This is a genomic window from Brevundimonas sp. (genome assembly GCF_041688735.1).
Classification (GTDB): domain Bacteria; phylum Pseudomonadota; class Alphaproteobacteria; order Caulobacterales; family Caulobacteraceae; genus Brevundimonas.
In genome coordinates this window covers 1-17,838 of the sequence record NZ_JBDNHO010000102.1, presented here as the reverse complement: position 1 = coordinate 17,838, position 17,838 = coordinate 1, and the positions used below count along the sequence as shown (strand labels likewise).

Below are 17,838 nucleotides of genomic sequence, written 5' to 3'. Positions count from 1 at the left end.
GAGATGATCATGCCCGGCGACAACGCCGAGCTGAACGTCGAGCTGATCACCCCGATCGCCATGGAAGAAAAGCTGCGCTTCGCCATCCGCGAAGGCGGCCGCACGGTTGGAGCAGGGGTCGTTTCGAAGATTACGGAGTAATCATCGACACGAACGCCGTGTGCGACAAGCGCCCACGGAGGCGGAGCCGGCGTGGTGAGCAAGATCACCGAGTAGGCTCGGTCTTCTGATCAGCGTAACAGAGCCCCCGCCAGCGCGAGCTGGCGGGGGTTTTACTGTGTGCGGGCTTTCCTTCTCCCTCAAGGGGAGGAGGGGAGAGTCAGATAAACCGAACCACCACGCCCGGCTTCACCCCGGTCGCCAGCTGTTCGGCGTCCCAGTTGGTGAGGCGGACACAGCCGCTGGAGGCGGTCTTGCCGATCTTCGCTGGGTCCGGGGTTCCGTGGATGCCGTAGGTGTCGCGCGACAGGTCGATCCAGACCGATCCGACGGGGTTGTTGGGGCCCGGCGGCACCACGACCTTGCCGCCGCCGTCGCCATAGCTGACCCGCGACGGATCGTAGGTGTAGTTGGGCCGCGGCGCGATGGCCCGAACAGTGTGGGACCCCGAGGGCGAGGGCGTGTCGCTGCTGCCGATGGTGGCGGGATAGAAGGCCACCAGCTTGTCGTCGGCGTCGAAGGCCCGGAGAGAATTCTCCTTCTTGCTGATGACGATCCGGGCGACCTCGCCCTGCAGTTCGTTTGGGCCGGTCTGGGCCACCACGAGGGTCTGGCCGGCGCGGCTGAAGTCGACCCCCGGATTGAGGGCGTCCAGCAGGGCCTCGCTCATATGGAATTTCTCGGCCAGCGCCTCACGGGCATTCGCGTAGCCGACCGTCTCGAGCCGGGCCATGGCCTCGATGTCGTCGGGGACGGTGCCGATGAATGGCCCGGCGACATCGGCCGCTGTGGTCGTGTGGTCGGTCAGCACGGGGCCGCTGTCGCCTGAAGACAGCCGCTGGAACACCGTCGCGTCCAGTTCACCGTCGACGGGCAGATCGTTGGCCTCCTCGAAGGCGGCGATGGCCTGGCGGGTGTTCGTGCCGCCCAGGCCGTCCACGATCCCGGGGGAGAAGCGGGTGCGGTCGAGCAGTATCTGCGCCCTCACCATGGCCGGCTCGGGTCGGGTATCCCGGGGCAGGGCACCGCTCACCGCCCCGCCGCGACCCGCACCCGCCGGGTCTTCGCCTGGCTGATCGGCAGGCGCCGCTCCATTTGCGGCCTGCCCGTCGGCGCTGGACGTGGGCGAGGTGGGCGCTGGCGGCGTGAACGTCGCTGTCTCGATCGAGTCGCGCAGTCGTGTGGCCGCCTCCGCGCCGGGATCGCTCGCCTCGACCGAACGGGGCTCGCGGGCATCGCCGCCGCAGGCCGCAGTGGCCAGCAGGGGGAGGAGGGCGAGGACGGCGAGACGGCTTGGGCGGCGAACGATCATGGGGGGCACCGGACAGGGGAAGTCAGACCAACCCCGCACAGCGCCGGCCGTTCCGTCGGCGTAGCGCCGCCGCCCGCGCTTCGGCGGTGATCTCCGAGGGGGCGGTGATCAAGGATTCGGCGCTCCGGTGGCGGGGTCGGTGGCGGTTTCGCCCGAGTTTGACGATCCTTCCGAGCCCTTCGGCTCCGTGGCAGGGCGGGGCGCCTCACCCTCGCGGGCGGGCACGCGCTCCTGCTCATATTCATTCTGACGGCCAAGCGGGCGGGCATCGGTCATGGGCGGTCTCCTTGTAACAAGGGCAACGTCCCCGCCCCGGGCAGGTTTCGTTCACCATGCCGGCGTTGAAGGTCGAAATAGTCAAGGTGGAGGCTCTCGGCGAGGCGGAGTGGGCCCTGTGGCGTGTCATGCAGATCGCCAATCCGGCTCTGGTCGGCCCCTGTTTCCGGCCCGTCCGGCACCGCATGTGCGCCAGGTCGGCGATCGGTGGCATCGGCGGCGGCCACAGGCGATATCAGCCGCAGTACCGCGGGCTCGGGCGACATCCGCATCGGTCGCTGACGCCTCACCGAACGGAGGGGATGCAAGGCCCGGGAGCGTGGAACCCCCAGGCCGTCTTCATGTCCGCCGTCGGGGCGTCTTCGGACGTGATCCGTCAGCCTCCGACACAGTTTCGCCGCTTGACGAAAACGGAATCGACCGTCATAAGCCCCCACTCTTGTTGGACCGGCTGTGCAGCCCACCGTTTTTCGGGGTGCAGACGCGGTTCGCAGGAACGACCTGAGACACTGTTCTTTGCAGATGACCAGGACTTCAACGGCCTTCGCGGCTCGCTGCGTGGGCCGATCGTTTTTGCGGGCGTGCGTACTCTGAAGACCCTCGCGGTCTGAAGACTCCGGTCTTTGAAATGGTTCACAGGGACGCAGGTTCGCCTGCTTGGGAATAGCTACCGATATGGATCAAAGCATCCGCATCAGGCTCAAGGCCTTCGATCACCGCGTCCTCGACTTTTCGACGCGCGAGATCGTCAACACGGCCAAGCGCACGGGCGCGACCGTTCGCGGTCCGATCCCGCTGCCGACCCTGATCGAAAAGTTCACCGTGAACCGCTCGCCGCACGTCGATAAGAAGTCGCGCGAGCAGTTTGAAATCCGCACGCACAAGCGTGTTCTCGACATCATCGACCCCACCCCGCAGACCGTGGACGCGCTCATGAAGCTCGACCTGTCCGCCGGTGTGGACGTCGAGATCAAGATTTAATCGAAGAAAGAGGCGGGATCCGATGCGCACGGGCGTGATCGCCAAGAAGCTGGGCATGACCCGCGTGTTCGCCGATGACGGCGCGCACGTACCGGTCACTGTGCTTCAGCTCGACGGCTGCCAAGTCGTCGGCCAGCGTACCCAGGAGCGTGACGGCTACGTCGCTCTCCAACTGGGTGCCGGCACCAAGAAGGCCAAGAACACCAACAAGGCTCAGCGCGAATCTTTCGCCAAGCTTGAAGTGGAACCCAAGGCCTACGTCACCGAGTTCCGCATCGATGCAGACGCCATGATGGATGTGGGCTCCGAGTTCTCGGCGGACCATTTCGTCGCGGGCCAGAAGGTCGACGTCCAGGCCGAGACCATCGGCAAGGGCTTCGCCGGCGCCATGAAGCGCTGGAACTTCGGCGGTCTGCGGGCGACCCACGGCGTCTCGGTCTCGCACCGTTCGCACGGTTCGACCGGCCAGCGTCAGGATCCCGGCAAGACCTTCAAGGGCAAGAAGATGGCCGGCCACTACGGCACGGAAGTCGTCACCACCCAGAATCTGACCGTGTTCCGCGTCGACGTTGAGCGTGGCTTGCTGCTGATCAAGGGCGCCGTGCCCGGTCACGAAGGCACCTGGGTCAAGGTTCGAGACGCCATCAAGAAGACCCGTCCGGCCGACGCGCCCTTCCCGGGCGGCTTCAAGTCGAACGCCAAGGCTCAGGCCGAGGTCGAAACCGAGCAGCCCGTCGCCGACACCCCGGTGGAAGAGGTCGCCGCTGTCGAGACCACCGAAGGCGGTGAAGCGCAATGAAACTCCCGATCATCAAACTCGACGGCAAGGCCGCCGGTGACGTCGAACTGTCGGACGCCGTTTTCGGCATCACCGACATCCGCGGCGACATCCTGGCCCGTTACGTCAACTGGCAACTGGCCAAGCGCCGAGCCGGCACCCACAAGGTCCAGACCCGGAACGAGAACTCTCGCACCGGCAAGAAGATGTACAAGCAGAAGGGAACTGGCGGCGCCCGTCACGGTTCGCGTCGCGCCCCGCAGTTCGTCGGTGGTTCGCGCGCCTTCGGCCCGGTCGTTCGCGACCACGGCTTCTCCCTGCCCAAGAAGGTTCGCGCCCTGGCCCTGCGTCATGCGCTGTCGGCCAAGGTCGTCGCCGGTGACCTGGTCATCGTCGACTCCATCGCCCTGAAGGACGCCAAGACCGCCGGTCTGCGCGAAACCTTCGGCAAGCTGGGCTGGACCCGCACGCTGATCATCGGCGGTCCGGAAGTCGACGTGAATTTCGGCCTGGCCGCCCGCAACATCCCGATGGTGAACGTGCTGCCGAACGCCGGCCTGAACGTTTACGACATCCTGCGGGCCGACAAGCTGGTGCTGACCAAGGCGGCGATCGAAGCGATCGAAGCCACTTACAAGGACTACACCCCGTCGCGTCGTGAAGCCGAGGCCGCCAAGGCCGCCAAACCGGCTGCCAAGACGAAGAAGGAGGCCGCGTGATGGCCGGCGCCAAACCCACCGTCAAACATTACGACACCATCCTGGCTCCGATCATCACGGAAAAGGCCACGATCCTGTCGGAGCAGAACAAGGTCGTGTTCCGGGTTTCCGGAACCTCGACCAAGGACGAGATCGCAGCCGCGGTCGAAAGCCTGTTCAAGGTCAACGTCCTGAAGGTCAACACCCTGGTCCAAAAGGGCAAGACCAAGCGCTTCCGCGGCATCATGGGCCGTCGGGTCGACATTAAAAAAGCGATCGTGACGCTGGCTGAAGGCCAGTCGATCGACGTCACCACGGGGCTCTGATCAGATGGCCTTGAAAACCTACAATCCGACATCGCCGGGCCGTCGCGCCCTGGTGCTGATCGACCGTTCGGAGCTCCACAAGGGGCGTCCGGAAAAGTCGCTGACCGAAGGCCTGACCAAGTCGGGGGGTCGTGGTGCCGGCGGCCGCATCGCTGTCCGCTTCCGCGGCGGCGGCGCCAAGACGCTGTACCGCAAGATCGATTTCAAGCGCCGCAAGTTCGCCACGGCGACCGTAGAGCGTCTGGAATACGATCCGAACCGGACCGCCTTCATCGCCCTCGTCATCTATGAGGACGGAGAAAAGGCCTACATCATCGCGCCGCAACGCCTGAAGGCGGGCGACACGATCGTGGCCGGTGAAAAGGTCGACGTGAAGCCGGGCAATGCGATGCCGCTGCGTTCGGTGCCGGTCGGAACGATCATCCACAACGTCGAAATGAAGCCGGGCAAGGGTGCCCAGCTGGCCCGCTCGGCCGGCGCCTATGCCCAGCTGGTCGGCCGCGATCAGGGCTATGCCCAGATCCGTCTCGGCTCGGGCGAGCTTCGCATGGTTCTGGACGGCTGCATGGCCACGGTGGGCGCGGTTTCGAACCCCGATCACATGAACCAGAACCTCGGCAAGGCCGGTCGCGTTCGTCACATGGGCTGGCGTCCCCACGTTCGCGGTGTCGCCATGAACCCGATCGACCACCCGCACGGTGGTGGTGAAGGCCGGACCTCCGGTGGTCGCACCCCGGTTACGCCGTGGGGCAAGGACACCAAGGGCACCCGTACCCGCAAGAACAAGGCGACGGACAAATACATCATCCGTACCCGCCACGTTAAGAAGGCTCGCTAAAGATGGCCCGCTCCTCCTGGAAAGGCCCGTTTGTCGACGGGTATCTGCTCAAGAAGGCCGACGCCGTTTCGACGTCGGGCCGCAAGGACGTGATCAAGACCTGGTCGCGCCGCTCCACCATCCTGCCGCAGTTCGTCGGCCTGACCTTCGGCGTCCACAACGGCCTCAAGCATGTGCCGGTGTCGGTCTCTGAAGAAATGGTCGGCATGAAGCTCGGCGAGTTCGCCCCGACCCGGAGTTTCCCCGGGCACGCGGCGGACAAGAAGGCCAAAAGGAAGTAACTGATGGCCCAGACCAAAAACCCCCGTCGGGTCGCCCCGACCGAAGCCCGCGCCAAGTTGGTGAACGTGCGGATCAGCCCTCAGAAGCTGAACCTCGTCGCTCAGTCCATTCGTGGCCTGCCGGTGCAGAAGGCGCTGAACGAGCTGGAATTCAGCCGCAAGCGCATCGCCACCGACGTCCGCAAGGTGCTGTATTCGGCCGTGTCGAACGCCGAGAACAACCACAACCTCGACATCGACAATCTGATCGTCGCCGAGGCCTTCGTGGGCAAGAACCTGGTGATGAAGCGTTTCGCGAGCCGTGCTCGTGGTCGCTCCTCGCGCATCCTGAAACCTTTCGCGGAGATCACCATCGTGGTTCGCGAAGCCGGTGAGGCCGCCTGATGGGTCAGAAAGTCAATCCGATCGGGCTCCGGCTCGGCATCAACCGCACGTGGGACAGCCGCTGGTTCGCCGGCGGCGCCGACTACGCCAAGCTGCTGCATCAGGATCTGAAGCTGCGCACGTGGCTGAAGGAACGCCTGAACGCCGCCGGCGTCTCGCGCATCATCATCGAGCGTCCGCACAAGAAGTGCCGCGTGACGATCTATGCCGCCCGTCCGGGTGTCGTGATCGGCAAGAAGGGCGCTGACATCGAGAAGCTCCGCAAGGACATCTCGGCCCAGACCGAAGGCGAGGTTCACCTGAACATCGTCGAAGTCCGCAAGCCCGAGACCGACGCCCAGCTGATCGCTGAGAACATCGCCCAGCAACTGGAGCGCCGTATCGCCTTCCGCCGCGCCATGAAGCGTTCGATGCAGTCGGCCATGCGTCTCGGTGCCAAGGGCGTCCGCATCAATGTTTCGGGTCGCCTCGGCGGCGCTGAAATCGCGCGGATGGAGTGGTATCGCGAGGGCCGCGTGCCGCTGCACACGCTGCGTGCCGATATCGACTACGGCTTCATCCAGGCCAAGACGACGTACGGCATCATCGGCGTGAAGGTCTGGGTCTTCAAAGGCGAAGTCCTCGAGCACGATCCGATGGCGCAGGACAAGCGTTGGGCCATCGAGGCCTCGGGTCCGTCGTCGAACGAAGGTCGCGAACGCGGTGGCCCGCGCGGCGACCGTGGTCAACGCCGGGGACGTGAGGGCTAGGTCATGCTGCAACCGAAAAAGACCAAGTATCGCAAGGCCTTCAAGGGCCGCATCCACGGCGCCGCCAAGGGCGGCTTCTCGCTGAACTTCGGCTCCTACGGGCTGAAGACGGTCGAGCCGGAACGCATCACCGCGCGTCAGATCGAGGCGGCCCGCCGCGCGATCACCCGCCAGATGAAGCGTCAGGGCCGCGTCTGGATCCGCGTTTTCCCCGACCTGCCCGTCACGGGCAAGCCGGCCGAAGTCCGGATGGGCAAGGGCAAGGGCGCCGTGGACCATTGGGCCGCGCGCTGCCACCCGGGCCGGATCCTGTTCGAAATCGACGGCGTGCCGGACGATGTCGCCCGCGAGGCGCTGCGTCTGGGTGCCGCCAAGTTGCCGGTCCGCACCAAGGTGGTCACCCGCCTCGACGCCGGCGTCGCCCATGTGGAGCACGTTGGCGCATGACCAAGATCGCCGATCTGCGGGTTCAAACGCCCGACCAGCTGTCCGACGAGCTGCTTAAGCTCAAGAAGGAACAGTTCAACCTGCGCTTCCAGGCCGCCACCGGCCAGATGGAAAAGACCCACCGCGTGGGTGAAGTGCGCAAAGACATCGCTCGCATCTCCACGCTTCTGCGTGAGAAGCGCGCGGCGGTTTAAGGAACGAAGATGCCGAAACGTATTCTCGAAGGCGTGGTCGTCTCCGACAAGGGCGACAAGACCATCGTGGTCAAGGTGGAGCGCACGCTGCTGCACCCCGTCTTGAAAAAGATCGTCCGCCTGTCCAAGAAGTACCACGCCCACGACGAAGCGAATGCCCTCAAGGTCGGTGACCTGGCCCGCATCGTCGAGTGCGCCCCGAAGTCCAAGCTGAAGCGTTGGGAAGTCCTTTCCAACGCCTCGGCGTCGTAATCAGAAGGATCGGATCCCATGATCCAGATGCAAACTAACCTGGAGGTAGCCGACAATTCGGGTGCTCGCCGGGTCATGTGCATCAAGGTGTTGGGCGGCTCCAAGCGCCGCTACGCCTCGGTGGGCGACACGATCGTCGCTTCCGTCAAGGAAGCCATTCCCCGTGGTCGCGTGAAGAAGGGCGACGTCGTTCGCGCCATCGTCGTGCGCACCGCCAAGGACATCCAGCGCAAGGACGGCTCGGTCATTCGTTTCGACAAGTCGGCCGCCGTCATCGTCAACAAGCAGAACGAGCCCGTCGGCACGCGGATTTTCGGCCCGGTTCCCCGCGAACTGCGCGCCAAGAACCACATGAAGATCATCTCGCTGGCTCCGGAGGTCCTCTAGTCATGGCCGCCAAGATCAAATCCGGCGACAACGTCGTCGTCCTGACCGGCAAGGACAAGGGCCGCACCGGCAAGGTGACCAAGGTCCTGCCGACCGCCAACCGCGTGCTGGTGCAGGGCATCAACATGGTCCAGCGCCACACCCGCCCGACCCAAGCCGACCCCCAGGGCGGCATCAAGAACAAGGAAGCGTCGCTTCACCTGTCGAACGTCGCGATCGCCGACGCCAACGGCAAGGCGGCCCGCGTCGGCTTCCGCATGGAAGGCGACAAGAAGGTTCGTTTCGCCAAGACGACGGGAGACGTCATCTAATGACCGACACCAAATACACCCCGCGCCTCAAGGGCGACTACAACGAGCGCATCAAGGGCGTGCTGACCGAGAAGTTCGGCTACACCAACCCGATGCAGATGCCCAAGCTGGACAAGATCGTCCTGAACATGGGCATCGGTGAAGCCGTGGCCGACACCAAGAAGGCGACCGCCGCCCTCAAGGATCTGGCCGCCATCGCCGGTCAGAAGCCCGTCGCCACCAAGGCCCGCAACTCCATCGCCGGCTTCAAGCTGCGCGAAGGCATGGTCATCGGCGGCAAAGTCACCCTGCGCGGCGACCAGATGTACGAGTTCCTGGACCGTCTGATCACCGTGGCCCTGCCGCGCGTGAAGGACTTCCGCGGCCTGAAGCCGTCGTCCTTCGACGGTCGCGGCAACTACGCCATGGGCCTCAAGGAACACATCGTGTTCCCCGAGATCAACTACGACCAGATCGACCAGATGTGGGGCATGGACATCATCGTCTGCACCACGGCCAAGACCGATGACGAGGCGCGCGCGCTTCTCACCGAGTTCAAGTTCCCGTTCGTGACGAACTGAGCGGGAAGGGAAAAGCACAATGGCTAAGAAAAGCGCCGTAAACCGCAACGAGGCCGTCAAGGCCCTGGTCGCGAAATACGCCGACAAGCGGGCCGCCCTGAAGGCGACCGCGAACAACGAGTCCCTGCCTCTCGAGGAGCGCTTCGAGGCGCGCCTCAAGCTGGCCAAGCTGCCGCGCAACTCGGCCGCCAACCGGATTCGCAACCGCTGCGAAGTGACGGGCCGTCCGCGGGCCTTCTATCGCAAGCTCAAGATGAGCCGCATCGCCCTGCGTGAACTCGGCAACCTGGGTCAGATCCCGGGTCTGACCAAGTCCAGCTGGTAAGGGGAGCGACAAGACATGATGATCAACGATCCCCTGAGCGACATGATCGCTCGCATCCGGAACGCGCACATGCGCAAACGTTCCAAGGTGCTCACCCCGGCTTCCCGCCTGCGCCAGCGCGTCCTCGACGTGCTGCAGGACGAAGGCTACATCCGCGGCTATGCGCTGGTTCAGAACCCCGGCGAATTCCCGCAGTTCGAGATCGAGCTCAAATACTTCGACGGCCAGCCGGTCATCGCCGAGATCGCCCGCGTGTCCAAGCCGGGCCGCCGCGTCTACTCCGCGATCTCTGACCTGAAGCCGATCAAGAACGGCCTGGGCATCTCGATCCTCTCCACGTCCAAGGGCGTCATGTCGGACACCGCGGCTCGCGAAGCCAAGGTGGGCGGCGAAGTCCTCTGCAGGGTCTACTAAGATGTCCCGTATCGGAAAACGCACCGTTGAAGTGCCCAAGGGCGTGACCGTCACGCTCGACGGCCAGACCGTCTCGGTCAAGGGTCCCAAGGGCGAACGCTCCTGGACAGTGGCCGACGAGATCGAAGTCACGCAAGGCGACGATGGCCTGAACCTGACCATCCGCGAGGACAACCAGCGTTCGCGGGCCATGTGGGGCCTGTCGCGTACCCTGGTCGACAACATGGTCGTCGGCGTAACCACCGGCTTTGAAAAGAGTCTGGACCTTGTCGGCGTGGGCTATCGCGCCGCCATGAAGGGCAACGCCCTGTCGCTGCAGCTCGGTTTCTCGCACGACGTCAACATCGAACCGCCCGCCGGCGTCACCTTCGCGGTGCCCAAGCAGACGGAAATCAAGATCTCGGGCGCTGACAAGCAGGCGGTCGGTCAGATCGCCGCCGTCATCCGCAAGCTGCGTCCGCCGGAGCCCTACAAGGGCAAGGGCGTGCGCTACACGGGCGAAAAGGTCCGGCGCAAGGAAGGCAAGAAGAAGTAAGTCATGGCTCTTTCTCTTCGACAACAAGCCCAGCGCCGCACCGAGCGCACCCGCCGCCGCCTGAAGGGCGTCGCCAACGGCCGTGTTCGGCTGTCGGTGCACCGTTCGGACAAGAACATCTCGGCCCAGATCATCGACGACCTGAACGGCGTCACGATCGCTTCGGCCTCCTCGCTGGAAGGCGAGAAGGGCAAGAAGTCCAAGGGCTCGGACGTCGCCGCCGCTGCCCTTATCGGCAAGCTGGTCGCCGAGCGCGCCATCGAGAAGGGCATCAAGGACGTCGTCTTCGATCGCGGCGGCTACATCTATCACGGACGGGTGAAGGCGCTGGCTGATGCCGCGCGTGAAGCCGGCCTGAATTTCTAAGGGACGCGACAGATGGCGCAAACACCCCAACGCGGCGGCGGCGGCAACGATCGCAATCGTCGCGACAACCGCAACGCTCCTGCCGCCGACGGCCCGGATTCGGACATCGTCGAAAAGCTGGTCCACATCAACCGCGTCGCCGCCACCGTCAAAGGTGGTCGCCGGTTCTCGTTCGCAGCCCTGATGGTTGTCGGCGACGGCAAGGGCCGCGTCGGTTTCGGTCACGGCAAGGCGCGCGAAGTGCCGGAAGCCATCCGCAAGGCGACCGAAGAAGCCAAGAAGACCATGATCCGCGTGCCGCTGCGCGAGAACCGCACCCTGCACCATGACGGCAACGGCCGTTGGGGCGCCGGCAAGATCATGATGCGCGCCGCTCCTCCCGGAACCGGCGTCATCGCGGGCGGTCCGATGCGCGCCGTGCTCGAAACCCTCGGCGTCCAGGACGTCGTGGGCAAGTCGACCGGTTCGTCGAACCCCTACAACATGATCCGCGCCACGTTCGAGGCGCTGAAGGTCCAGTCGTCACCGCGTCAGGTCGCCTCCAAGCGCGGCAAGAAGGTCGCTGACCTGATGGGCCGTCGCAACGACGGCGCCTCGGCTCCGGAAGCGGCGCCTGAAGCCCAGGAAGCCTGAGACCATGGCCAAGACTGAAGCCAAAGCCACCGTCACCATTCGCCAGACGGGCAGCCCGATCCGCCGCAAGTCGGATCAGCGCGCCACCCTGTCGGGCCTGGGTCTCAACCGCATGGGCCGCGAGTCCACGCTGGAAGACACCCCCTCGGTCCGCGGCATGATCGCCAAGGTCGCGCATCTGACCGAGATCGTCGAGAAGTGAAGTGAGTGGCGAGTGGTTAGTGGCGAGTGACGAGGGAAGGCGGTCGGAGTTTTCTCCAGTGCTTTCTGCTCGCCACTAAACACTCGCCACTCACCACTTCTTTGAACAGCCGAGTCCGCTGCTACAGCGGGCGCTAGCACCCGAAAGGATCAGGCACATGAAACTGAACGAAATTCGCGACAACGAAGGCGCACACAAGAAGCGCATGCGCGTCGGCCGTGGCCCGGGTTCGGGCAAGGGCAAGACCGCAGGCCGTGGCGTCAAGGGCCAGAAGTCGCGTTCGGGCGTCGCCATCGGCGGTTTCGAAGGCGGCCAGATGCCGCTTTACATGCGGATGCCCAAGCGCGGCTTCAACAATCCGGGCGCGCTGAAGCTGGCCGAGGTGAACCTGTGGCGCCTGCAGGACGCCATCGACGCCAAGAAGCTGGACATCAAGGGCGAGATCAAGGGCGACGCCCTGGTCGCGGCCGGCGTGATCCGTCGCGTCAAGGACGGCGTGCGCATTCTGGGCACCGGCGAGATCAAGTCCAAGCTGAACCTGGTCGTCTGGTCAGCCTCGGCCGGGGCGATCAAGGCCATCGAGGCCGCCGGCGGCACCGTCGTGCAGGAACGCATCGCCGCTGAAGCCAAGGCCGCCGCGCGCATCGAGAAGCGCAACGCCGCCAAGGGCAAGGCCCCGCCCGCCAAGGCTCCGCGTGGCGACGCCAACAAGATTTCGGCCCGCACGACCCGCACAGCCGCTCGCGCCGCAAAATAAGCTTGAGGGGCACCCTCGCTAAGGGGGTGCCCTTCGCCTATCTGGACGCTGGTGCCGGACTCGTGTCCGATGCGCAGCGTTCTGATCAGTCGGGGTAACGACACATGGCTTCGGCCGCCGAACAACTCGCCGCCAATATGAACATGGGCTCGTTCGCCAAGGCGACCGAGCTGCACAAACGCCTGCTGTTCACGCTGGGCGCGCTGATCGTCTATCGCATCGGTACCTATGTGCCGATCCCGGGCATAAATTCCGAAGCCTTCCTGCAGTTCTTCCAGAACCCGGACGGCCAGCGCGGCATCCTGGACATGTTCAACATGTTCTCTGGCGGCGCGGTCGAGCGGATGGCCGTCTTCGCGCTGAACGTGATGCCGTACATCTCGGCCTCGATCATCGTCACGCTGATGGGCGCGGTCTATCCGCCATGGGAGAAGCTGAAGAAGGAAGGCGGCGAGAGCGGCCGCAAGCAGCTGAACCAGTACACCCGCTACCTGACCGTGGTGCTGGCGCTGTTCCAGTCGGCGGGCATCGGCATAGGTCTGAATGCCCAGTCTGGTCTGATCGCCGAGCCGGGCCTGTTCTTCATCGTATCGACCATCACCACCCTGACCGGTGGAACCATGTTCCTGATGTGGCTGGGCGAGCAGATCACCGCGCGGGGCGTCGGCAATGGCATCTCCCTGATCATCTTCGCCGGAATCGTCGCGGTGCTGCCGGGTACGATCGCCCGCCTGTTCGGCCTGGCCTCGACCGGCCAGATGTCGGCGATCGTCCTGCTTTTCATCGCGGCCATGGCCATTAGCGTCGTGGTGTTCATCGTCTTCATGGAGCGGGCCCAGCGCCGATTGCTGATCCAGTATCCCAAGCGTCAGGAAGGCAACCGGATGGCGGGGGGTGAGCGTTCGTTCCTGCCGCTGAAGGTCAACACCGCCGGCGTGATTCCGCCGATCTTCGCCTCGTCGCTGCTCATGTTGCCGACGACCGTGGTGCAGATGACCGCGAACGCGGACCTGCCGGCTTGGCTGTCCTGGGTGCCCTTGGCGGCCGGTCAGATGCAGCACGGCCAGCCGCTGTTCACCGTTCTGTACGGCGTCCTGATCGTCTTTTTCTGCTTCTTCTATACGTCGATCACCTTCAACCCCGAGGACACGGCCGAGAACCTGCGAAAATACGGGGGCTTCCTGCCGGGCATCCGTCCGGGCAAGCGGACGGCCGAGTATCTTGATTACGTGCTGACCCGGCTGACGACTATCGGCGCGGCCTACATCACGGCCGTCTGCCTGCTGCCCGAGATCCTCGTCGCCAACATGGGGCAGGGCCTCTACTTCGGCGGCACCTCGGTGCTGATCGTGGTGTCGGTGACCATGGATACCGTCGCCCAGATCCAGTCCCAGCTGCTGGCGCACCAGTACGAGGGTCTGATCAAGAAGGCCAAGCTGCGGGGTCGTGGCCGCACCGGCGGAAGTAGCGGCAAGGGCATCACAGCCCCGGCTCGTCGCTAGGACCGGCCGGGGAGGGGCGGCGCGATGAACCTGATCCTGTTCGGGCCGCCTGCGGCCGGCAAGGGCACGCAGGCCAAACGGCTGGTCGATGCCCGCGGAATGGTTCAGCTGTCCACCGGCGACATGCTGCGCGAGGCCATCGCCTCGGGCTCAGAGCTGGGCAAGGAATGTCAGGCCATCATGTCGCGCGGCGACCTGGTGTCGGATGCCATCGTCATCGCCTTGATCGAGGCCCGGTTGAAAGAGGCCGAGGACGCCGGCGGTGCCATCTTTGACGGCTTCCCCCGCACCGTGGCCCAGGCCGAGGCGCTGGATTCCATGCTGGCCAAGCTGGGCAAGAAGATCGACCGCGTGGTCCGCCTGAAAGTCGACGACGAAGCCCTGTCGACGCGGATCGGCAGGCGTTTCGCCGAACAGGGCCGTCCCGACGACAATCCGGACAGCTTCAAGGTCCGGCTGGACGCCTACAATCGCAACACGGCGCCGCTGCTGCCCTACTATGCCGACAAGGGCCTGTTGACCGAAATCGATGGCATGGGCACGGTCGAAGCCGTCGCCACGGCGATCGAGGCCGCGCTGGACGCGTCCTGAACGCAGCCTGACGTTTTGGCGAGCACGCGCGTTCATGTCCGGACGGATATGGAAACAGCGTGACCCCAAAGCTTCCCACCCTGACCAAGGACCGGCTTCGCAAGCTGGGCATCGTCGCAAGCGTCACGCTCGCGCACCTCGGCGCGTTCGCCATGATGGGCCGGGCCGGTCAACCGTTGGACTATCCGATCCCGCCTCCGACCATCAGCGTCGAACTGTTCAGCCCCGTGCCTCCGCCGCCTCCACCACCGCCGCCCAAGCCCGCCCAGGTCGCGGGCGGAGGCGCGCCGGCGGCACCCTCGCGCGTCCACGTGACGCTCAAGCCGCCCCCGACGCCGCCGGAACTGGTCGCGCCCCGCGTTCCCGCGCCAAAGCCTGATCCCAACCTCGTCGGCGCCGCGCCCATTTCCTCGGGTGCGCCCGGACTGGGCCAGGGCGGGCAGGGGACGGGAACAGGCTCCGGGACGGGTGATGGCGACGGCCCGGGTTCGGGCGGCTCCGGCCCGCTGATCTTGCGCGGGGCCACCCAGGCCGAGATCTTCAGCGTCACCCCGCCCGCCGCGCGCTCCGCCCGCCGCTCAGGCCGAGGTTCGGTCAGCTGTGTCATCCGCGTCGATCAGTACCTGGACGACTGCCGCTTGGTCGATGAGACGCCGCCGGGGTTCGGTTTTGGCGAAGCGGCGCTAAGGGCCGCCCCGGCCTTCTTCCGCTTCCGTCCGCCGATGACGGCGTCCGGCCGCCCGATCGAGGGCCAGCGCGTCACCGTTTTCGTCCAGTTCGGCCGTCAAGGGCGCTGAGAAGCGGGCCGAAAGACTCGGGAGAGTGGGGTCCCGCTTCCGTGGTCGTCACCGGATCCCCGTCGCGCTCGCCTTTCCTCAGGAGCCTGACGGAACCGCGCGACCCTGATCACCCGTTGACGAGAACTGTATCCCCTGTATAAGGCCCGCTTCCGCGAAGGGCGTCGGCGCTCCTGGTCTGTTGACCGGAGCGTTTGTTGCGTCCGCATACGCGTATCTGGAGAGCTTCGTGGCCCGTATCGCTGGCGTCAACATCCCGACCAACAAGCGCGTCGAAATCGCGCTGCAGTACATCCATGGCATCGGCTCGCACGCCGCCAAGGATATCACGACCAAGGTCGGCATCGAGCCGGCCCGTCGGGTGAACCAGCTGACTGACGCCGAGGTGCTGCAGATCCGCGAAACCATCGACCGCGATCACACGGTCGAGGGCGACCTGCGCCGCGAGACGTCGATGAACATCAAGCGTCTGATGGACCTGGCCTGCTACCGCGGCCTGCGTCACCGCAAGGGCCTGCCGGTCCGCGGTCAGCGCACGCACACCAACGCCCGCACCCGCAAGGGTCCCGCCAAGCCGATCGCCGGCAAGAAGAAGTAAGACATAGCCATGGCCAAGGAACCGGGTCGCGTAAAAAAGCGCGAACGCAAGAACATCACCTCGGGCGTCGCCCACGTGAATGCGTCCTTCAACAACACCATGATCACGATTACCGATGCCCAGGGCAACGCGATCTCGTGGTCGTCCGCTGGACATATGGGCTTCAAGGGTTCGCGCAAATCCACGCCCTATGCTGCCCAGATGGCCGCCGAAGACGCGGGCAAGAAGGCTCAGGAACACGGCGTCAAGACGTTGGAAGTCAACGTCTCGGGTCCGGGTTCCGGTCGTGAATCGGCCCTGCGCGCCCTGCAGTCGGTCGGCCTGACCATCACCACCATCCGCGACGTCACGCCGATGCCGCACAACGGTTGCCGTCCGCCCAAGCGCCGCCGCGTCTAGGCGAACGACGACCAATACTATTCTCCGCCAGTCCTGGCGCGCCTGACGAGGCCCCTCTTTTACAAGAGGTTTGGGACCGGCGATCTCCGTATTCGAGGGACACCCATGATCGAACGTAACTGGCAAGAACTGATCCGTCCCGAGAAGCCGCAAATCGAGGTGAGCTCCGACCCTCTGCGCAAGGCGCGGCTGGTGGCCGAACCCCTGGAGCGCGGCTTCGGCGTGACGCTGGGCAACGCGTTGCGGCGCGTGCTGCTGTCGTCGCTTCAAGGCGCGGCCGTGACGGCCATCCAGATCGATGGCGTCGTGCACGAATTCTCGTCGCTGGAAGGCGTGCGCGAGGACGTCGTCGACATCGTGCTCAACATCAAGCAACTGGCGCTGCGCATGCACGCCGAGGGCCCCAAGCGCATGACCCTGCGCGCCACGGGTCCTGGCCCGGTGACCGCCGGCCAGATCGACGTGCCCGCAGACATCGAGGTGCTGAACCCCGACCACGTGATCTGCACGCTGGACGACGGCGCCTCGGTGCGCATGGAACTGACCGTCCAGAACGGCAAGGGCTATGTCGCCTCCGAGCTGAACCGTCCGGAAGACGCTCCGATCGGCCTGATCGCCGTCGACGCCCTGTATTCGCCGGTCAAGCGCGTCGCCTATCGCGTCGAGCCGACCCGTCAGGGCCAGTCGATGGACTATGACAAGCTGATCCTCGAGGTCGAGACCAATGGCGCCGTCTCGCCGGTCGACGCGGTAGCCTATGCCTCGCGCATCCTGCAGGACCAGCTGCAGATCTTCATCACCTTCGACGAGCCCAAGAAGGCCGTGGAAGCCGCCGACGGCAAGCCTGACCTGCCGTTCAACCCGGCCCTGCTGAAGAAGGTGGACGAGCTGGAACTTTCGGTACGTTCGGCCAACTGCCTGAAGAACGACAACATCGTCTATATCGGCGACCTGATCCAGAAGACCGAGGGCGAAATGCTTCGCACCCCGAACTTCGGCCGCAAGTCGCTGAACGAGATCAAGGAAGTGCTGGCGACCATGGGCCTCAGCCTGGGCATGGACGTGCCCAACTGGCCGCCGGAAAACATCGAAGACCTGGCCAAGAAGTTCGACGACCAGATCTAGTTTCAACCCCCCGCCCAAGACTCCCTCCCAGATTTTTGGGCTGGTCGTGGAGCGGTTAGAATGAGAGAGCCCAAGGTCCGCCAGAGCGCGGAAACCGGGGTTGAGTAGGAGAGACCCCGATGCGCCACGGCGCCGCCTATCGCAAGCTCGGTCGCACGAGCGCCCACCGGACCGCCATGTTCGCCAACATGGCCGCGTCGCTGATCAAGCACGAGCAGATCACGACCACCCTTCCCAAGGCCAAGGAACTGCGTCCCTTCGTCGAGAAGCTGGTCACGCTCGCCAAGAAGGGCGATCTGCACGCGCGTCGTCAGGCCATCAGCGCTGTCCGTGACGTGCCGCAGGTCGGCAAGCTGTTCGAGACGATCGGCCCGCGCTACGCCGACCGCAACGGCGGCTATATCCGTATCATGAAGGCCGGCTATCGCCACGGCGACAACGCCGCCATGGCCGTGATCGAGTTCGTCGACCGCGACGCCGACGCCAAGGGCCTGGACTCAGGTCCGGTCTATGCCATCGAGGGCGACGACGAAGCTTAAGCTTCGGCCGTTGGGGCCACGACAAAAGGGCGGCCGGTGCGAACCGGCCGCCCTTTTTCGTTGTCTGGCTGCTCCCCCGGACCGGCCAGGGAGGGCGACCTGCTCAATGCAGCAAAGACTAG

Annotated in this window: 28 protein-coding genes and 2 pseudogenes; 29 read left to right on the top strand and 1 reads right to left on the bottom strand. The window is 65.1% G+C overall.

Annotated features, from left to right (window positions below; genetic code table 11):
• A pseudogene (gene tuf, locus ACESMO_RS10935) lies at positions 1-141 on the top strand (elongation factor Tu); the annotation flags it as partial.
• Positions 142-319: 178 nt separating this feature from the next.
• Here the strand turns inward: tuf and ACESMO_RS10930 are convergent.
• A complete protein-coding gene (locus ACESMO_RS10930) occupies positions 320-1,471 on the bottom strand; it encodes a L,D-transpeptidase (protein WP_372708173.1) in 1,152 nt (383 codons plus the stop codon).
• Between the two features lie 951 nt (positions 1,472-2,422).
• Here ACESMO_RS10930 and rpsJ point away from each other — a divergent pair.
• From rpsJ to rplQ, 28 genes and pseudogenes are all read left to right on the top strand, one after another.
• Positions 2,423-2,728, top strand: a complete 306-nt coding sequence (gene rpsJ, locus ACESMO_RS10925) for a 30S ribosomal protein S10 (RefSeq protein ID WP_105563630.1) — start codon at positions 2,423-2,425, stop codon at positions 2,726-2,728.
• Between the two features lie 22 nt (positions 2,729-2,750).
• Complete coding sequence (gene rplC / locus ACESMO_RS10920; RefSeq protein WP_372708172.1) at positions 2,751-3,527, top strand: 50S ribosomal protein L3; 777 nt, start codon at positions 2,751-2,753, stop codon at positions 3,525-3,527.
• Entirely contained in the window at positions 3,524-4,225 is a 702-nt protein-coding gene (gene rplD, locus ACESMO_RS10915; RefSeq protein WP_372708171.1) for a 50S ribosomal protein L4, read from the top strand. Before rplC ends, rplD begins: the two co-directional genes overlap by 4 nt.
• Entirely contained in the window at positions 4,225-4,530 is a 306-nt protein-coding gene (locus ACESMO_RS10910) for a 50S ribosomal protein L23 (RefSeq protein WP_372708170.1), read from the top strand. The genes rplD and ACESMO_RS10910 overlap by 1 nt, the downstream gene beginning before the upstream one ends.
• Positions 4,531-4,534: 4 nt before the next feature.
• Positions 4,535-5,368, top strand: coding sequence for a 50S ribosomal protein L2 (gene rplB, locus ACESMO_RS10905; RefSeq protein ID WP_372708169.1), 834 nt, complete (start codon positions 4,535-4,537; stop codon positions 5,366-5,368).
• Positions 5,369-5,370: 2 nt separating this feature from the next.
• Positions 5,371-5,649, top strand: a complete 279-nt coding sequence (gene rpsS, locus ACESMO_RS10900; protein WP_292065621.1) for a 30S ribosomal protein S19 — start codon at positions 5,371-5,373, stop codon at positions 5,647-5,649.
• A 3-nt stretch (positions 5,650-5,652) separates the two neighbouring features.
• Positions 5,653-6,033: a 50S ribosomal protein L22 gene (rplV, locus tag ACESMO_RS10895; RefSeq protein WP_343792879.1), complete on the top strand. Its 381-nt coding sequence runs from the start codon at positions 5,653-5,655 to the stop codon at positions 6,031-6,033.
• The gene (gene rpsC, locus ACESMO_RS10890) at positions 6,033-6,782 is read left to right on the top strand and encodes a 30S ribosomal protein S3 (RefSeq protein WP_372708168.1); all 750 of its coding nucleotides are present in this window, start codon (positions 6,033-6,035) and stop codon (positions 6,780-6,782) included. The genes rplV and rpsC overlap by 1 nt, the downstream gene beginning before the upstream one ends.
• 3 nt (positions 6,783-6,785) lie before the next feature.
• Positions 6,786-7,229, top strand: a complete 444-nt coding sequence (gene rplP / locus ACESMO_RS10885) for a 50S ribosomal protein L16 (protein ID WP_372708167.1) — start codon at positions 6,786-6,788, stop codon at positions 7,227-7,229.
• Positions 7,226-7,423, top strand: coding sequence for a 50S ribosomal protein L29 (gene rpmC / locus ACESMO_RS10880; protein WP_372708166.1), 198 nt, complete (start codon positions 7,226-7,228; stop codon positions 7,421-7,423). Before rplP ends, rpmC begins: the two co-directional genes overlap by 4 nt.
• 9 nt (positions 7,424-7,432) lie before the next feature.
• Complete coding sequence (gene rpsQ / locus ACESMO_RS10875; protein ID WP_372708165.1) at positions 7,433-7,675, top strand: 30S ribosomal protein S17; 243 nt, start codon at positions 7,433-7,435, stop codon at positions 7,673-7,675.
• 18 nt (positions 7,676-7,693) lie between these two features.
• Positions 7,694-8,062, top strand: a complete 369-nt coding sequence (gene rplN, locus ACESMO_RS10870) for a 50S ribosomal protein L14 (RefSeq protein ID WP_021698481.1) — start codon at positions 7,694-7,696, stop codon at positions 8,060-8,062.
• A gap of 2 nt (positions 8,063-8,064) precedes the next feature.
• Positions 8,065-8,373 (top strand): 50S ribosomal protein L24, encoded by a 309-nt coding sequence (rplX, locus tag ACESMO_RS10865; RefSeq protein ID WP_372708164.1) that lies wholly within the window; start codon positions 8,065-8,067, stop codon positions 8,371-8,373.
• Entirely contained in the window at positions 8,373-8,933 is a 561-nt protein-coding gene (gene rplE / locus ACESMO_RS10860; protein WP_372708163.1) for a 50S ribosomal protein L5, read from the top strand. Before rplX ends, rplE begins: the two co-directional genes overlap by 1 nt.
• A gap of 19 nt (positions 8,934-8,952) precedes the next feature.
• Entirely contained in the window at positions 8,953-9,258 is a 306-nt protein-coding gene (gene rpsN, locus ACESMO_RS10855) for a 30S ribosomal protein S14 (RefSeq protein WP_372708162.1), read from the top strand.
• 15 nt (positions 9,259-9,273) lie between these two features.
• Positions 9,274-9,672: a 30S ribosomal protein S8 gene (rpsH, locus tag ACESMO_RS10850; RefSeq protein ID WP_292030131.1), complete on the top strand. Its 399-nt coding sequence runs from the start codon at positions 9,274-9,276 to the stop codon at positions 9,670-9,672.
• Position 9,673: 1 nt separating this feature from the next.
• Positions 9,674-10,207, top strand: coding sequence for a 50S ribosomal protein L6 (rplF, locus tag ACESMO_RS10845; protein ID WP_372708161.1), 534 nt, complete (start codon positions 9,674-9,676; stop codon positions 10,205-10,207).
• A gap of 3 nt (positions 10,208-10,210) precedes the next feature.
• A complete protein-coding gene (gene rplR, locus ACESMO_RS10840; protein WP_372708160.1) occupies positions 10,211-10,573 on the top strand; it encodes a 50S ribosomal protein L18 in 363 nt (120 codons plus the stop codon).
• Between the two features lie 12 nt (positions 10,574-10,585).
• On the top strand, positions 10,586-11,206 hold the full coding sequence (rpsE, locus tag ACESMO_RS10835) for a 30S ribosomal protein S5 (RefSeq protein ID WP_372708159.1): 621 nt from the start codon (positions 10,586-10,588) through the stop codon (positions 11,204-11,206).
• 4 nt (positions 11,207-11,210) lie between these two features.
• Positions 11,211-11,408 carry a 50S ribosomal protein L30 gene (gene rpmD / locus ACESMO_RS10830; protein ID WP_372708158.1) on the top strand — a complete coding sequence of 66 codons (198 nt, stop codon included), beginning with the start codon at positions 11,211-11,213 and terminating at the stop codon, positions 11,406-11,408.
• A gap of 157 nt (positions 11,409-11,565) precedes the next feature.
• A pseudogene (gene rplO / locus ACESMO_RS10825) lies at positions 11,566-12,027 on the top strand (50S ribosomal protein L15); the annotation flags it as partial.
• A gap of 242 nt (positions 12,028-12,269) precedes the next feature.
• Positions 12,270-13,667 (top strand): preprotein translocase subunit SecY, encoded by a 1,398-nt coding sequence (secY, locus tag ACESMO_RS10820; protein WP_372708157.1) that lies wholly within the window; start codon positions 12,270-12,272, stop codon positions 13,665-13,667.
• 24 nt (positions 13,668-13,691) lie between these two features.
• Complete coding sequence (locus ACESMO_RS10815; RefSeq protein WP_372708156.1) at positions 13,692-14,258, top strand: adenylate kinase; 567 nt, start codon at positions 13,692-13,694, stop codon at positions 14,256-14,258.
• A gap of 59 nt (positions 14,259-14,317) precedes the next feature.
• On the top strand, positions 14,318-15,055 hold the full coding sequence (locus ACESMO_RS10810; protein WP_372708155.1) for an energy transducer TonB: 738 nt from the start codon (positions 14,318-14,320) through the stop codon (positions 15,053-15,055).
• Positions 15,056-15,284: 229 nt separating this feature from the next.
• Positions 15,285-15,653, top strand: coding sequence for a 30S ribosomal protein S13 (rpsM, locus tag ACESMO_RS10805; protein WP_372708154.1), 369 nt, complete (start codon positions 15,285-15,287; stop codon positions 15,651-15,653).
• A gap of 9 nt (positions 15,654-15,662) precedes the next feature.
• A complete protein-coding gene (gene rpsK, locus ACESMO_RS10800) occupies positions 15,663-16,052 on the top strand; it encodes a 30S ribosomal protein S11 (RefSeq protein WP_013268944.1) in 390 nt (129 codons plus the stop codon).
• Between the two features lie 105 nt (positions 16,053-16,157).
• A complete protein-coding gene (locus ACESMO_RS10795; RefSeq protein ID WP_372708153.1) occupies positions 16,158-17,177 on the top strand; it encodes a DNA-directed RNA polymerase subunit alpha in 1,020 nt (339 codons plus the stop codon).
• 119 nt (positions 17,178-17,296) lie between these two features.
• Positions 17,297-17,716: a 50S ribosomal protein L17 gene (rplQ, locus tag ACESMO_RS10790; protein WP_372708152.1), complete on the top strand. Its 420-nt coding sequence runs from the start codon at positions 17,297-17,299 to the stop codon at positions 17,714-17,716.
• Positions 17,717-17,838 lie beyond the last annotated feature (122 nt).